General features: G+C 61.2%; 19 protein-coding genes. 15 read left to right on the forward strand and 4 right to left on the reverse strand.

The genetic code is table 11. From position 1 onward, the window contains the following. Nucleotides 1-98 precede the first annotated feature (98 nt). The 4 genes from EXW71_RS03875 to EXW71_RS03890 all read left to right on the forward strand — a co-directional run bounded on the left by EXW71_RS03875 (nt 99) and on the right by EXW71_RS03890 (nt 4,802). Nucleotides 99-2,852 carry a response regulator gene (locus EXW71_RS03875; protein ID WP_134657650.1) on the forward strand — a complete coding sequence of 918 codons (2,754 nt, stop codon included), beginning with the start codon at nt 99-101 and terminating at the stop codon, nt 2,850-2,852. Nucleotides 2,853-2,899: 47 nt separating this feature from the next. Next, a complete protein-coding gene (locus tag EXW71_RS03880; RefSeq protein WP_134657651.1) occupies nt 2,900-3,889 on the forward strand; it encodes a 2-hydroxyacid dehydrogenase in 990 nt (329 codons plus the stop codon). A gap of 71 nt (nt 3,890-3,960) precedes the next feature. Next, nucleotides 3,961-4,401, forward strand: a complete 441-nt coding sequence (locus tag EXW71_RS03885) for a hypothetical protein (protein ID WP_134657652.1) — start codon at nt 3,961-3,963, stop codon at nt 4,399-4,401. Continuing rightward, a complete protein-coding gene (locus tag EXW71_RS03890) occupies nt 4,398-4,802 on the forward strand; it encodes an META domain-containing protein (protein ID WP_134657653.1) in 405 nt (134 codons plus the stop codon). Before EXW71_RS03885 ends, EXW71_RS03890 begins: the two co-directional genes overlap by 4 nt. 100 nt (nt 4,803-4,902) lie before the next feature. Here the strand turns inward: EXW71_RS03890 and EXW71_RS03895 are convergent, their stop codons facing one another. Further along, the gene (locus EXW71_RS03895) at nt 4,903-5,364 is read right to left on the reverse strand and encodes a TlpA disulfide reductase family protein (RefSeq protein WP_134657654.1); all 462 of its coding nucleotides are present in this window, start codon (nt 5,362-5,364) and stop codon (nt 4,903-4,905) included. A 115-nt stretch (nt 5,365-5,479) separates the two neighbouring features. On the opposite strand from EXW71_RS03895, the gene arsC reads away from it, so the two are divergent. The 3 genes from arsC to EXW71_RS03910 are packed head-to-tail and all read left to right on the forward strand — an operon-like array spanning nt 5,480 to nt 6,835. Continuing rightward, complete coding sequence (arsC, locus tag EXW71_RS03900; RefSeq protein WP_134657655.1) at nt 5,480-5,833, forward strand: arsenate reductase (glutaredoxin); 354 nt, start codon at nt 5,480-5,482, stop codon at nt 5,831-5,833. Beyond that, the gene (gene wrbA, locus EXW71_RS03905; protein WP_060755635.1) at nt 5,830-6,444 is read left to right on the forward strand and encodes an NAD(P)H:quinone oxidoreductase; all 615 of its coding nucleotides are present in this window, start codon (nt 5,830-5,832) and stop codon (nt 6,442-6,444) included. The genes arsC and wrbA overlap by 4 nt, the downstream gene beginning before the upstream one ends. Next, the gene (locus tag EXW71_RS03910) at nt 6,428-6,835 is read left to right on the forward strand and encodes a DUF2069 domain-containing protein (protein ID WP_134657656.1); all 408 of its coding nucleotides are present in this window, start codon (nt 6,428-6,430) and stop codon (nt 6,833-6,835) included. The genes wrbA and EXW71_RS03910 overlap by 17 nt, the downstream gene beginning before the upstream one ends. A 21-nt stretch (nt 6,836-6,856) precedes the next feature. Here EXW71_RS03910 and EXW71_RS03915 read toward each other — a convergent pair whose 3' ends face one another. Beyond that, the gene (locus tag EXW71_RS03915; RefSeq protein WP_134657657.1) at nt 6,857-7,528 is read right to left on the reverse strand and encodes a DNA-3-methyladenine glycosylase I; all 672 of its coding nucleotides are present in this window, start codon (nt 7,526-7,528) and stop codon (nt 6,857-6,859) included. 67 nt (nt 7,529-7,595) lie between these two features. Then, on the reverse strand, nt 7,596-8,420 hold the full coding sequence (gene ttcA / locus EXW71_RS03920) for a tRNA 2-thiocytidine(32) synthetase TtcA (protein WP_134657658.1): 825 nt from the start codon (nt 8,418-8,420) through the stop codon (nt 7,596-7,598). Between the two features lie 357 nt (nt 8,421-8,777). Here ttcA and EXW71_RS03925 point away from each other — a divergent pair, with 357 nt between their 5' ends. Then, nucleotides 8,778-9,380 (forward strand): Yip1 family protein, encoded by a 603-nt coding sequence (locus EXW71_RS03925; RefSeq protein WP_123717763.1) that lies wholly within the window; start codon nt 8,778-8,780, stop codon nt 9,378-9,380. A 131-nt stretch (nt 9,381-9,511) separates the two neighbouring features. After that, nucleotides 9,512-10,006 (forward strand): SprT family zinc-dependent metalloprotease, encoded by a 495-nt coding sequence (locus tag EXW71_RS03930; protein WP_123718722.1) that lies wholly within the window; start codon nt 9,512-9,514, stop codon nt 10,004-10,006. Nucleotides 10,007-10,084: 78 nt separating this feature from the next. Here the strand turns inward: EXW71_RS03930 and EXW71_RS03935 are convergent, their stop codons facing one another. After that, on the reverse strand, nt 10,085-11,266 hold the full coding sequence (locus EXW71_RS03935) for a CaiB/BaiF CoA-transferase family protein (protein WP_134657659.1): 1,182 nt from the start codon (nt 11,264-11,266) through the stop codon (nt 10,085-10,087). 157 nt (nt 11,267-11,423) lie between these two features. On the opposite strand from EXW71_RS03935, the gene tusD reads away from it, so the two are divergent. The 6 genes from tusD to EXW71_RS03965 all read left to right on the forward strand — a co-directional run bounded on the left by tusD (nt 11,424) and on the right by EXW71_RS03965 (nt 14,860). After that, complete coding sequence (tusD, locus tag EXW71_RS03940) at nt 11,424-11,816, forward strand: sulfurtransferase complex subunit TusD (RefSeq protein ID WP_134657660.1); 393 nt, start codon at nt 11,424-11,426, stop codon at nt 11,814-11,816. A gap of 1 nt (nt 11,817) precedes the next feature. Next, entirely contained in the window at nt 11,818-12,168 is a 351-nt protein-coding gene (gene tusC, locus EXW71_RS03945) for a sulfurtransferase complex subunit TusC (protein WP_134657661.1), read from the forward strand. After that, nucleotides 12,168-12,446 (forward strand): sulfurtransferase complex subunit TusB, encoded by a 279-nt coding sequence (gene tusB / locus EXW71_RS03950; RefSeq protein ID WP_134657662.1) that lies wholly within the window; start codon nt 12,168-12,170, stop codon nt 12,444-12,446. The genes tusC and tusB overlap by 1 nt, the downstream gene beginning before the upstream one ends. After that, nucleotides 12,443-12,778, forward strand: a complete 336-nt coding sequence (locus EXW71_RS03955; protein WP_134657663.1) for a TusE/DsrC/DsvC family sulfur relay protein — start codon at nt 12,443-12,445, stop codon at nt 12,776-12,778. Before tusB ends, EXW71_RS03955 begins: the two co-directional genes overlap by 4 nt. Continuing rightward, nucleotides 12,775-13,776: a glycosyl transferase family protein gene (locus EXW71_RS03960; RefSeq protein WP_134657664.1), complete on the forward strand. Its 1,002-nt coding sequence runs from the start codon at nt 12,775-12,777 to the stop codon at nt 13,774-13,776. The genes EXW71_RS03955 and EXW71_RS03960 overlap by 4 nt, the downstream gene beginning before the upstream one ends. Nucleotides 13,777-13,864: 88 nt before the next feature. Further along, nucleotides 13,865-14,860, forward strand: coding sequence for a glutathione S-transferase family protein (locus EXW71_RS03965; protein WP_134657665.1), 996 nt, complete (start codon nt 13,865-13,867; stop codon nt 14,858-14,860). Nucleotides 14,861-14,887 lie beyond the last annotated feature (27 nt).

Below are 14,887 nucleotides of genomic sequence, written 5' to 3' on the forward strand. Positions count from 1 at the left end.
ACGAGAATCCACGCTGCGCAAATGGCTACACTGCGCAGGTGGCACGGGCCGGATGCCTGTGTGAATGATTGATATCAATGTGGTGGCAGGAGAGTGGCGTGCTTAGAAGAATGGGGATAAAAGGCCGCGTACTGTTGCTGACCTTATTACCGACCAGCCTGATGGCGTTGTTATTGGGCGGTTATTTCACTTGGATGCAACTGTCGGAATTGCAGAGCCAGTTGCTGCAACGCGGCGAGATGATCGCCGAGCAATTGGCCCCACTGGTGGCTCCGCCCCTGAGCAGCAAAAACACGGATCTGCTGGAACGCATCGCCACCCAATCCCTGGAACAACCGGACGTGCGCACCGTATCGTTCCTCGCACCCGACCGCTCGCCCCTGGCCCACGCCGGCCCGACCATGCTCAACCAGCCGCCCACCGGTAACAGCTCACAATTGCTGCAGCGCACCGGCAACGACGCCACACGCTATCTGCTGCCGGTATTCGGCCACCATCGCAACCTCGCCGGCGAACTGATCCCCGATGAGTCCGACCGCCTGTTGGGCTGGGTCGAAGTGGAACTGTCCCACAACGGCATGTTGCTGCGCGGCTATCGCAGTCTGTTCGCCAGCCTGCTGTTGATTGCCATTGGCCTGATCTGCACCGCCGCTCTGGCACTGCGCATCAGCCGCACGATCAACTCACCCATCGGCCAGATCAAACAGGCTGTGGCCCAACTCAAGGACGGCAATCTGGAAACACGCTTGCCACCCTTGGGCAGCCAGGAATTGGACCAACTGGCCTCGGGCATCAACCGTATGGCCGAAACCCTGCAAAATGCCCAGGAAGAATTGCAACACAGCATCGATCAGGCCACCGAAGACGTACGGCAGAACCTGGAAACCATCGAGATCCAGAACATCGAACTGGACCTGGCGCGCAAGGAAGCCTTGGAGGCCAGCCGAATCAAGTCGGAGTTCCTGGCCAATATGAGTCATGAAATCCGCACCCCGCTCAATGGCATCCTAGGTTTCACCCACCTGTTGCAGAAAAGCGAGATGTCGCCACGCCAGTTGGATTACCTGGGCACCATCGAAAAATCCGCCGACAACCTGTTGGGCATCATCAACGAGATCCTCGACTTCTCAAAAATCGAGGCCGGCAAACTGGTGCTCGACAGCGTGCCCTTCAACCTGCGCGACTTGCTGCAAGACACCCTGACCATCCTCGCGCCTGCCGCCCATGCCAAGCAGTTGGAACTGGTCAGCCTGGTGTACCGCGACACGCCACTGGCGTTGGTCGGCGACCCGCTGCGCCTCAAGCAGATCCTGACCAACCTGATCAGCAACGCGATCAAGTTCACCCGCGAAGGCACCATCGTGGCCCGTGCGATGATCGAGGACGAACAGGAAGACAGCGTACAACTGCGCATCAGCGTGCAGGACACTGGCATCGGCCTGTCCAACCAAGATGTACGCGCACTGTTTCAGGCCTTCAGCCAGGCCGACAACTCCCTGTCGCGCCAACCGGGCGGCACCGGCTTGGGGCTGGTGATTTCCAAGCGCCTGATCGAACAGATGGGTGGTGAAATCGGCGTTGACAGCACACCGGGTGAAGGTTCGGAATTCTGGATCAGCCTTAACCTGCCCAAGACCCGCGACGACGTTGAAGACCTGCCCGCCCCGCCGCTGCTCGGTCGCCGCGTGGCCGTGCTGGAAAACCACGAACTGGCGCGCCAGGCCCTGCAACATCAGTTGGAAGACTGCGGCCTTGAAGTCACGCCGTTCAACTCCCTGGAAAACCTGACCAACGGCATCACCAGCGCGCATCAGACCGAGCAGGCCATTGACCTGGCGGTACTCGGCGTCACCGCCAACGACATTCCTCCCGAACGCCTCAACCAGCATCTATGGGACCTCGAACACCTGGGCTGCAAAGTGCTGGTGCTGTGCCCTACCACCGAACAGATGCTGTTCAACCAGGCGGTGCCCAACCCCAACAGCCAATTGCAGGCCAAGCCCGCCTGTACGCGCAAGTTGCGCCGAGCGTTGGCCGACCTGATCAGCCCGCGGCCTTCGCGCAGTGAACCGGGTGAGCCGCTGTCCAGTCGTGCACCGCGTGTACTGTGCGTGGATGACAACCCGGCGAACCTGTTGCTGGTGCAAACCCTGCTCGAAGACATGGGCGCCAAGGTCCAGGCGGTGGAAAGCGGGTATGCCGCCGTCAATGCGGTGAAACAGGAGACCTTCGACCTGGTACTGATGGACGTGCAAATGCCCGGTATGGACGGCCGCCAGAGCACCGAGGCGATTCGCCAATGGGAAAGCGAACGCCACGGTACGCCGTTGCCGATAGTCGCCCTCACGGCCCACGCCATGGCCAATGAAAAACGTGCACTGCTGCAAAGTGGCATGGACGACTACCTGACCAAACCCATCAGCGAACGGCAACTGGCCCAGGTGGTGTTGAAGTGGACCGGCCTGGCCCTGCGCAATCAAGGGCCGGAGCGCACCCCCGAGAATTTGGCTCCAGGCGTGCGACTGCAGGTACTGGACCACGAGGAGGGTTTACGCCTGGCCGCCAACAAGGCCGACCTGGCCGCCGATATGCTCGCCATGCTGCTGGCGTCTCTGGAGGCCGACCGCCAGGCCATCACCGCGGCCCGCGATGCCAATGACAACAACGCCCTGATCGAACGCGTTCACCGCCTGCACGGCGCCACGCGCTACTGCGGTGTGCCGCAACTGCGCGCCGCCTGTCAGCGCGCCGAAACGTTGCTCAAGCAGGACGACGCCAAAGCCATGGCCGCGCTCGACGAGCTGGACATGGCGATTGCGCGCCTGGCCAGTGAAGCACGGGTCAGCGCCTGACCCCTGCAGGCGCTTACCCAATTCGCAATGACAGGGAGTTTTATTTGATGCGCGTCATTCTTTTCAGCAGCCAGCATTACGACCGCGACAGCTTTCTTGGCGAGCCGCTGCCCGCCGGCGTGGAACTGCACTTCCAGCCCGCGCGGCTCAACCTCGACACCGTGGCCCTGGCCGACCATCACGAGGTGGTGTGTGCCTTCATCAACGATGACCTCAGCGCCCCGGTGCTGGAGCACCTGGCCAAAGGCGGCACGCGCCTGATTGCCTTGCGTTCGGCCGGCTATAACCATGTCGACCTTGCCGCCGCCAGGCGCCTGGGGCTGGCCGTCGTACGCGTCCCGGCGTATTCGCCCCACGCGGTGGCCGAGCACGCCGTGGCGTTGATCCTGGCCCTCAACCGTCGCTTGCACCGCGCTTATAACCGCACCCGCGACGGCGATTTCAGCCTGCACGGGCTGACCGGCTTCGACCTCGTCGGCAAGACGGTCGGCGTGGTCGGCACTGGGCAGATCGGCGCAACATTCGCCAGGATCATGGCCGGTTTCGGTTGCCGACTGGTGGCCTACGACCCCTTCCCCAATCCTCAGGTGCAGGCCCTCGGCGCCCGCTACGTAAGCTTGCCCGAGCTGCTGGCCGAGGCGCAGATCATCAGCCTGCACTGCCCGCTCACCCAGGACAGCAAACACCTGATCAACGCGCGTTCCCTGGCACATATGCAACCGGGCGCGATGCTGATCAATACCGGGCGCGGCGGTTTGGTCGACACACCGGCACTGATCGACGCGCTCAAGGAGGGTCAACTCGGTTATTTGGGGCTGGATGTGTATGAGGAAGAAGCCCAGCTGTTTTTCGAAGACCGGTCCGACTTACCCTTGCAAGACGATGTGCTTGCGCGCCTGCTGACCTTTCCCAACGTGATCATCACCGCCCACCAGGCATTCCTGACTCGCGAGGCGCTGGCAGCGATTGCTGGCACCACGCTGGCTAACATTGCGGCATGGGCCAACGGCCTGCCGCAGAACCTCGTCGAGGGCTGATCAGCGGTCACATACCAGGCTCATGATAGGCCGGCACCCGTGATAGGATGCCGCGCCTATTTGGAGGATCCATGGCCGAACACGATTTCCGCTTCAGCTTGCTGAGCCCGCAACACACCCTGATTGAATGCCGTGCCCTGGTGCCTGGCCGTTATCAGATCACCGGCAACGGTGGTTCGATCAAGCATGGCGACGTACTGATCGTCACCCTGCGTGGCAGTAAAACCCTGTCGATGCGCCTGACCGTCGAAGGTGACGCGCGCTATTCCATCCGCCCGGCGGGCCAATGGGTCGCCATGGCCCAGGGGCCGAAATTCGGCGAACTGGAAATTCACACCTGGAAGGTCAACTGCGACAGCTGCGAAAGCGTGCTGGAGTTTGAATTCGCAGTGGAAACCAAGCTGACCAAAGAGCCACTGCAGCCGGCCGCCAACGCGCGTATCAAGGAATTGGGCTGGGCCAGTGAAGGCGACAAGCACCGCTGCCCGAAATGCCAGAAGGCCGCACAATGAGAGCCCCTCTGTTGCTCGCCGCCATCGGCGTCGGCCTGAGCGGCTGCGCCGGCAACACGGCGAAGCTGGAGCAGGATCACAGCTACGTAGTGGAGTGGATTGGTGAGCGGCCATTGATGGACTACGCGCACCTGACCGTGACGCTGGGTGCCGATGGTCGCGCCTATGGCAACGGCGGCTGCAACCACTGGTTTGCGCCGTACACCGTGGATGGCGAGAAACTCAGTTTCGGCAAGATCGGCAGCACCCGCAAGCTTTGCGCCGAAGCCTTGATGGAGCAGGAACAGCGCTTCTTCCAGGCCCTGCAAGGCGTTGAACGCTGGGATATCTCGCCGATCGAACAGACCCGCTTCTGGCCGGCCGAGGGCAAGCCGATTCGCTTGTGGCGGGAAGAAGGCTGACCGGCCTTTATACCGCCCGCACGTGGGATGGGCTTGCCCGCCGATGACAGTCCGTCAGCAATACTGACCACCGCTATCGAGGGCAAGCCGCCTCCCACATTTATCCGCGCAAGGCCTTGAGCTTGGCCAACACGCCTTCTGCCGTCTGCTCGCCCATCAACTGCTCACGCACCTTGCCCTTGTCATCGATGATATAGGTCACCGGCAACGCTTCGCTGCGCGGGATATCGAAGATCCCCTCCGGGTTCTGCGCCAGGACGGTGAACTTGATCCCCAGCTTCTCGCTGGCCGCCCTGAGCTCCTCACCCTGCACATTGTCGAAATTGACGCCGAACACCCCCACATTCTGCCCTTTCAACTGATCGGCCAAGGCATTGAGCTGCGGGATTTCCGTACGGCACGGGCCACACCATTCCGCCCAGTAGTTGACCACCACCCACTGCTTGTCCAGACGTTCGGCCGCCACTTTCTTGCCGTATTGGTCAACGCCGTAGTCATTGCCGCAGCCGCTGAGCAGCAGGGTTGTGATGATCGCGAATGCACCGATCAGTCGCCTAGTCATGGGGTAATCCTTCGTAAAAATGAACATTGGCTGCGACCTAACGCCTCTTACGGTTTAAGAGCGGGCCGCAGCGCAGGTAGAATACCCGCCACCTTACGCAAGATGCGACCCGCACATGACCGATCTGACGCTTTATCACAACCCGCGCTGCTCGAAATCGCGCGGTGCGCTCGAGTTGCTGGAGGCTCGCGGCCTGGCCCCGACCGTCGTGCGCTACCTGGAAACGCCGCTGGATGCCGCGCAACTGAAGGCCTTGCTGAGCAAGCTCGGCATCGGCGCACGCCAATTGCTGCGCACCGGTGAAGACGAATACAAAACCCTCGACCTGGCCGACGCCAACCTCAGCGAAGCGCAATTGATCGCCGCCATCGCCGCGCACCCGAAGTTGATGGAACGCCCGATCCTGGAGACCGCCGATAAAGCCATCATCGGTCGCCCACCGGAGAATGTGTTGGAGATCCTGCCGTGACGACTCCGTATGTGCTGGTGCTGTATTACAGCCGCAATGGCTCGGTCAGCGAGATGGCCCGGCAAATTGCCCGAGGGATCGAACAGGCCGGCCTGGAGGCACGCCTGCGTACCGTACCGGCGATCTCTACCGAGTGCGAAGCCGTCGCGCCGAGCATTCCGGACGAAGGCGCGTTGTATGCCAGCCTCGATGACCTGAAGAACTGCTCCGGCCTGGCGCTGGGCAGCCCGACCCGCTTCGGCAACATGGCTGCGCCGCTCAAGTACTTCCTCGACGGCACCAGCAACCTGTGGCTCACCGGCGCCCTCGTGGGCAAACCCGCCGGGGTCTTCACCTCCACCGCCAGCCTGCACGGCGGCCAGGAGACCACGCTGATGTCGATGCTGCTGCCGTTGCTGCATCACGGCATGCTGATCACCGGCCTGCCCTACAGCGAACAAGCGCTGCTCGACACCCAGGGCGGCGGCACGCCGTATGGGGCCAGTCACCATGCCGGACCTGACGGCAAACGCATGCTTGACCAACATGAAATCACCCTGTGCCGCGCCCTGGGCCTGCGCCTGGCAAACACAGCCTTGCTGCTGGAGAACGGCCGTGGCCAGAAAGCCTAAGGCCCTGCCATCGCAAGCGTGGCTGGAGCCACGGGTCAAAGTGGCGCGGACGCTGAGCCTGTTGGCATTTCTTGGTCTGGTGGGCTTGCTCTGTGTGTACTACCTGTTCATCGCAGACCTGCACGGCGCCCGCCCATGGGTGATCCTGCTGATCGAATGGGTGCCGCTGCTGATACTGGCACCGGGGATGCTGTTGGGCAGTACCCGTGGGCATTCGTGGATGTGCTTCGTGGTGAACCTGTATTTCATCAAGGGTGCGCTGGCGGCGTATGACCCGAACCGGCAACTGTTCGGGGTGCTGGAGATGCTGGCGAGCCTGGCGGTCTTCTGCACCGCCCTGCTCTATGTACGCTGGCGGCATCAACTGAATCGGCGGTTGGCGGCAACCTGATCGAGATGTGTCGCCTCGACCCTAGTGATTCACCGTGTAAGCCAACATCATCGACAGCTGGCACATTGGCCGCCCGCTCTCGGCATGCCACTGGTTGAACGCAGCCTGCACCGCCGCCAGGTCGCGCAGGCTGGTCGGCGCCCTGTCGACGATCTTCTGCGCGTTCAGGGCCGCCACCACGTCATCGCTCGGCACAAAGGTATCCTTGCCCACCATGCGCAAAAAGCGCGGGGCCGATAGACCGCCCAGTTGGTGACCGTGCTTGCTCAGGTACTTCCACAACCCGACGATGTCGGTCACCGGCCAGTCGGCGATAAATGCGCCGAAGCTGCCTTTTTCCTGCTCGATGTCGAGGATCATCTGCGCATTGCGCGGCACACTCTTGAGTTTGCCCAGGTGGCGGATGATGCGCGTGTCCTGCATCAAACGCTCCAGATGTTCGGCGCCCATCAACACGACCTTTTCCGGGTCGAAGCCAAAAAACACCTGCTCGAAGGCCGGCCACTTGGCATCTACCACACTGTGCTTCAAGCCCGCGCGAAACACGCGCAGCGCCAAGGTCGACAGGTAACGGTCATCGCTGATCTTGCGCAATTGCGCCGCGGTCTTGGGCACAGGCAGGTGGGCGTCCAGCTTGGCCGCTGAACCGAAGCGGTTCAGACAATATTCGTGCAGCCATTTGTAATCGCGCATGCCCTCTCCTGGCAATTGAATTGAAAACGGCGCCCGCGAGCGCCGTGTGTCAGAGCATTGAAACGGCTCAGAGGTTCACTACATTGACGAAGCGCGAAGCCGCCGTCTCGTCGATCTTCAAGCTGGTGAAGTCGAACAGGTTGCGGTCGGCCAACTGCGACGGGATCACATTCTGCAGGCTACGGAAGATGCTCTCGGTGCGGCCGGGGGTCTTGCGCTCCCAGTCCACCAGCATTTCCTTGACCACCTGACGCTGCAGGTTTTCCTGGGAGCCGCACAGGTTGCACGGGATGATCGGGAATTGCTTGAGGTCGGAGTAGGCCTGGATGTCCTTCTCGCTGCAATACGCCAGCGGACGGATCACCACATTGCGCCCGTCATCGGCGCGCAGCTTGGGTGGCATGGCCTTGAGCGAGCCGTTGAAGAACATATTGAGGAAGAAGGTTTCGACGATGTCATCACGGTGATGACCCAGCGCCATCTTGGTCGCGCCGATCTCATCGGCGAAGGTATAGAGCGTGCCACGACGCAGGCGCGAGCACAGCGAGCAGGTGGTCTTGCCTTCCGGGATCAGCTCCTTGACCACCGAGTAAGTATCTTTTTCAACGATATGGTATTCGACGCCCAGCTCCTTGAGATAAGCCGGCAGCACGTGCTCAGGGAAGCCCGGTTGTTTCTGGTCCATGTTGACGGCGACGATCTCGAACTTGATCGGCGCGACCTTTTGCAGATGCAGCAGCACGTCGAGCATGGTGTAGCTGTCTTTGCCGCCGGAGAGGCAAACCATGACCTTGTCGCCGTCCTCGATCATGTTGAAATCGGTGACCGCTTCACCGGCCAGGCGACGCAGGCGTTTTTGCAGTTTGTTCTGGTTGACTGTAAGAGTGCCCATGGCGCTTGGATCCGCTTGAGGTGTGTGACGAAAAGCGCAGCATTTTACCGGTAAGCATGGCTGAGTTCCATTACGGAGGGCTGCTTCCCGATAGCAGCGGGCCAGATAGCCATGTTTGGCTGAATACTGCTACCGGGAGCAAACCCGCCGCCCTATCTACCCGCATTACCCTGTACAGACCCTCCCGCGATTAGGGCCAGTGTTTACAGTGCGATTTGCTCTAAAGCCCTACAGTTTTTCCGGTCATCACTTCCTATACTGCGACTTGAGGTCGCATATCTATCCAGACCTTTCAGGCCATATGGCCCGTGAGCGCTCCGATGGGGGGCGATGGTAATAACGACAGGAGTGACTGGCATGATCCATCACGTCGTGGGGCTGTTTACCCATCCCGACCAGGAATGGCGGGAAATCCGTGGCGATAAGGAAGAAAGCATCGGCCACATGTACCTCACTCACACCCTGATTCTTGCGGCGATCCCCGCCGTATCCGCGTTTATCGGCACGACCCGGGTCGGCTGGGTCATCGGCAGCCGCGCCCCGGTGATGCTGACCCAGGAAAGCGCGCTGTGGATGACCATCATGTCGTACGCGGCGATGCTCTGCGGCGTGGCGGTGATGGGCGCGTTCATCCACTGGATGGCCCGCACCTATGACGCCAACCCCAGCATGTCACGCTGCGTGGCATTTGCGACCTACACCGCGACACCGCTGTTTATCGGCGGGCTGGCGGCGCTGTACCCGCATATGTGGCTGGGCATGATGGTGGGCATGGCAGCCATTTGCTACACGGTGTACCTGCTGTATGTGGGGCTGCCGACTTTCATGAACATCGACCCGGACGAGGGCTTCCTTTTCTCCAGTTCGGTACTGGCAGTGGGCCTGGTCGTCCTGGTGGCGATCATGGCGTTTACCGTGATCGTCTGGGGCCTCGGCGTAGGCCCGGTTTACACCAACTGAAATCCGCTTATCGACCTGGGCAAGGCCACCGCAAGGTGGCCTTGTGCGTTATGCATGACCATTCGGCGCCTGACAGATTCGGAAACACCCAGCTTTGCGGCATACTGGTCGTCTCTGGAGATATGTACAGCATGCCCGAGCAACTCAATACCCGCGTCGAAGATTGTTTCCTGCTAGCCGAATCCTTTTTCAAACGAAGCTTCAAACGCCCCCAAGTCAGCCTCAAGCTGCGGGGCCAGAAAGCCGGTGTCGCGCATTTGCACGAGAACCTGCTGCGTTTCAACCCTCAGTTGTACCGAGAAAACAGCCAACACTTCCTGAAACAGACCGTGGCCCACGAAGTGGCGCACCTGATCGCCCACCAGTTGTTTGGCGAGCGCATCCAACCCCACGGCGAAGAATGGCAGTTGATCATGCGCGGGGTTTACGAACTGCCGCCCGATCGTTGCCACACCTATGAAGTAAAGCGCCGTCAGGTGACACGCTATATCTACCGATGCCCTTGTGCGGACAGCGATTTTCCGTTTTCGTCACAGCGCCACGGGCTGGTGAACCAAGGACGGCGGTATCTGTGTCGGCGTTGCCGGCAAACATTGGTGTTTACTGGAGAAACCCGGGTGGAGTGACGAACGTTGCACCGCCCCTCCCCATTTGGGATGTATGGACAGGTCGAATGTATGGGGCGTGCTCCCGATAGCCCCCCCTCAACCGACCACCTTGGCCTGGCGCAACGCCGTTATCCGCTGGGCAGTGAACCCTAACTCAAGCAGCACCTCATCGGTGTGTGCGCCCACGGCCGCGCCGATATGCCGAGGCGCCGGCAAGCCCTCCGAAAACTTCAGAGGGCAGGCTATCTGCGCCTGGGTCGAGCCGTCGTCACGAGGCACCTGGCTGACCAACTGCCTCGCTTTCAACTGTGGATGCTCCACGGCTTCACTCAGGCTGAGCACCGGTTCCACACAAGCATCCACCCCGGCAAACAACTCACACAGCTCATCAAAGCTACGCTTTTCAAACTCGACCTGCAGCGCCAGCTTCAGGGCCTTTTGCTGCTCCGGCCTTGGAGACAGGCCCTGGGCCGCCAGTTCCGGGCGGCCCAATGCCGTACACAATGGCTGCATGAAGGCCGGTTCCAGGCTGCCGACCGACATCCAGCGCCCGTCTCGCGTGCGGTAATAGTCGTAAAAGCTGCCGCCATTGAGTACATGCTTCTCCCAGCCGGGTTCCACCCCACAGGCCAGGTAGCCGGCACCGGCCATGGCGTTCAGGCTGAACGAGCAGTCGGTCATGCTCACGTCCAGGTATTGGCCCACGCCACTCTGCTGCCGGGCAATGACCGCCGCCAGCAACCCGACCACCGCATGCAGCGAGCCCCCACCCACATCCGCCAATTGCACCCCCAGCGGCAACGGCCCACTGTCCTGGCGGCCGGTATGGCTGGCCACGCCCGCCAACGCCAGGTAGTTGATATCGTGCCCGGCGCGGTCCTTGTAGGGGCCGGTCTGGCCGTAGCCGGTGATCGATACATAGATCAGCCGCGGATTGATCGCCTTCAGCGCCTCGTAACCCAAGCCCAGGCGCGCCATCACCCCGGGGCGAAACTGTTCAAGGACGATGTCGTAGTCCTTGATCAGTTCGCGCACGATCTCCAGCGCTTCAGCCTGCTTCAGGTCCAACGCGAGGCTGCGCTTATTGCGGTTGAGGTAGGCATGGCTCGCCGACGTGCCCTGATCATGGGGCGGCAATACGCGTAACAGGTCCACGCGCGTGGACGACTCGATCCGCAGCACTTCGGCGCCCATATCCGCCAGCATCAGCGAGGCAAAGGGGCCAGGCAACAAGGTGGAAAAATCCAGCACTTTGAGGGACGCCAGGGGACCAAACATGGAGACTCCGTTTCCGATTCGACTGCCCACAGACTAGGCAGCCGCACGCCTGACGGCAATCGCCGGAACGATCAGCGGCAGTGACCGTTTTGATCACGGCGGGCTTTTTCGCGGCGGCGGCTTTATCATTGGCCCACGTTTGCTGGCAGAGTGTTCCATGAAGTTCGCGATAGCGCTGTTTTCCGCCGCCCATGCGCCCTCCTCACGCCGCGCCTTGCTGTTCGCCCAGGCGGCGCTGGCGAGCGGGCACGAGATTGTGCGGCTGTTTTTTTATCAGGATGGCGTGTACAGCGCCTCCAACACCATCGTTGCGCCCCAGGATGAGCAAGACATTGCGCGCCAGTGGCGTGAATTCGTCAGCACGCATCAGCTTGACGCCGTGGTGTGCATTGCCGCCGCCTTGCGCCGTGGCGTACTCAACAACGAAGAGGCCATACGCTACCAACGCAGTGCGGTGAACCTGGATGCGCCGTGGGCACTGTCGGGCCTTGGACAATTGCACGACGCTGCCCAGGCGTCCGACCGCCTGATCTGCTTTGGAGGGCCATGACATGTCCAAGTCTTTATTGGTGATCAGCCGCCAGGCACCGTGGGCCGGGCCGAGCGCGCGTGAAGCGCTGGATATCGTGCTGGCCGGCGGCGCGTTCGATCTGCCCATCGGTTTATTGTTCATGGATGACGGCGTGTTCCAGCTGGCGCCGCATCAGGACGCCAGGGCCGTGCAACAAAAAGACCTGAGCGCCAACCTGCAGGCACTGGGGCTGTTCGGTATCGACGAGGTATTCGCCTGCCGCCATAGTCTTGCCGAGCGCGGGCTCACGGCGCCCGCCAGTGCCGAAGCGCTGGGCAATGAAGAACTCTCCAAGCTGATTGACCGTTACGACCAGGTGATTACCCTCTGATGTCGACTTTACATGTGGTGTCGCACTCCCCATTCACCGACAGCCGACTCGCCAGTTGCCTGCGCGTATGCGGTGCCGACGACGCGATCCTGCTCTGCGGCGACGGCGCCTATGGGTTGCACAACCCGACCCTGCCAACCCAGGGCCTGAAGGTGTTCGTGCTGGCCGAAGACATGCAGGCGCGTAACCTGCTTCTGCCGGACTGGGCCGACAGCGTGGACTATCCGGGTTTCGTACAACTGTCGATCGACTACGACAAGGTCAACACCTGGCTATGAACACCCTGACCGTAGGCTCACGCGTCCTCGAACTGGACAAGGACGGTTACCTCGTCGACCTGAACGCATGGTCCGCCGAGGTCGCCAACGCCCTGGCCGCCGCCGAAGCGCTGGCGCTGACGGCGGACCACTGGGAAATCCTCGAACTGCTGCGCGGCTTCTACGCCGAGTTCCAGCTGTCGCCCGCCACGCGACCGCTGATCAAATACACCGCCTTGAAGCTGGGCCCGGAAAAGGGCAACAGCCTGCACCTGAACAAACTGTTCAACGGCACTCCCGCCAAACTCGCCGCCAAGCTGGCGGGCCTGCCCAGACCGACGAATTGCTTATGACCGACTTTGCCCCGCTGACCCTTGAAACGCCTGCCGAACATCCGTTTGCGCAGTTCGTGCGCATCTTGGGCAAAGGTAAGCGCGGCGCGCGCAACCTCACCCGCGAAGAGGCCCGTGAGGCCATGGGCATGTTGCTCGACGAACGCGTCGAAGACACCCAGCTCGGTGCGTTCCTGATGCTGCTGCGCCACAAGGAAGAAAGCCCGGAAGAACTCGCCGGCTTCACCGAAGCCGTACGCGAGCGTTTGAACGCTCCGGCGCTGAACGTAGAGGTCGATTGGCCAACCTATGCCGGCAAGAAACGCCACCTCCCCTGGTTCCTGCTGGCGGCCAAATGCCTGGCACAAAACGGTGTGCGCATCCTCATGCACGGCGGCGGCGCCCACACGGCGGGCCGGTTGTACACCGAGCAATTGCTGGAAGGTTTGCAAATACCGCTGTGCCGCAACTGGCGACAGGTTGAAGCGGCCTATGAACACGGCAACCTGGCGTTTATCCCGCTGGGTGACTGGGCACCGCAACTGCAACGCATGATCGACCTGCGCAACACCCTGGGCCTGCGCTCACCGATCCACTCCCTGGCCCGCCTGCTCAACCCGCTGAATGCGCGCCTGGGCCTACAAAGCATTTTCCATCCGGGTTATCAAGGCGTGCACCGCGATGCCAGCGGCCTGCTGGGCGACAATGTGATTGTGGTGAAGGGCGACGGCGGTGAAATCGAGATCAACCCAGACGCGGCAAGCCATCTATATGGCACCACCGGCGGCGAAAGCTGGGACGAAGAATGGCCCGCCCTCTCCACCCAGCGCCATGTCAAACCGACCACACTCGAACCGGAACACTTGAAGGCGCTGTGGCGCGGCGACGTCGAGGACAGCTATCCGCAACTGGCGCTGATCGCCACCATGGCCCTGGCCTTACGTGGCCTGGGTCATCCCCGGGAGCAGGCATTCGTCCTGGCGCAGCAATACTGGGATGCGCGTGACAAATCGATTTGATCGATAATTAACGCCCGGTCTTTGCGCTTTTAAATCGAACCAAGCCCTTTAAACTGGCCTCCAACGCTTATTAGTCGAGGAGCCAGTCATGGGCTTGCTGATCGAAGGACACTGGAAAGACCAGTGGTACGAAAGTAGCGCAGACGGCGCATTCCAGCGGGAACAGGCACAACGCCGTAATTGGGTGACCACCGACGGCGCACCTGGCCCCAGCGGTGAAGGCGGCTTCAAGGCCGAAGCCGGACGCTACCATCTCTATGTTTCGCTCGCCTGCCCCTGGGCTCACCGCACCTTGATCGTGCGCAAGCTCAAGGGCCTGGAAAGCCTGATCGACGTGTCGGTGGTCAGCTGGTTGATGCTGGAAAACGGCTGGACCTTCGACAAGGCCCACGGCTCGACCGGCGACAAGCTGGATGGCTTCGAATTCATGCACCAACGCTACACCGCCGACACGGCCGATTACACTGGCCGCGTCACCGTACCGGTGCTGTGGGACAAGCAGCTCAAGCGCATTGTCAGCAATGAATCCGCGGAGATCATCCGCATGTTCAACAGTGCGTTCAACGAGCTGACCGGCAATACGCTGGACCTCTACCCTCAATCGCTGCGTACGACCATTGATGCCTTGAACGAGCGTATCTACCCCAACGTGAACAACGGCGTATACCGTGCAGGTTTCGCTACGTCGCAGCAGGCGTATGAGCGTGCGTTCGATGATGTATTTGGCGAGTTGGACCACTTGGAACAACATTTGGGGAAACATCGCTACCTGGCCGGCGAATACCTGACCGAGGCTGACGTGCGACTGTTCACCACGCTGATTCGCTTTGATGCGGTGTATTACAGCCACTTCAAATGCAACCTGCGAAGGATTGCGGATTATCCGAACCTGTCGAACTGGCTAAGGGAACTGTACCAGTGGCCGGGCGTGGCCGAGACGGTGGATTTTGCGCATATCAAAGGGCATTACTACGCCAGCCACCGGACCATCAACCCGACAGGGATTGTGCCGAAGGGACCGCTGCAGGCGTTCGATGGCGAACATGATCGAGAACACTTGAACGGCAGAGGCATACAGCGCTGAGAAAAATCCTGGAGGAGCGAGCTTGCT

The organism is Pseudomonas sp. BCA17, from assembly GCF_004519405.1.
GTDB lineage: Bacteria > Pseudomonadota > Gammaproteobacteria > Pseudomonadales > Pseudomonadaceae > Aquipseudomonas.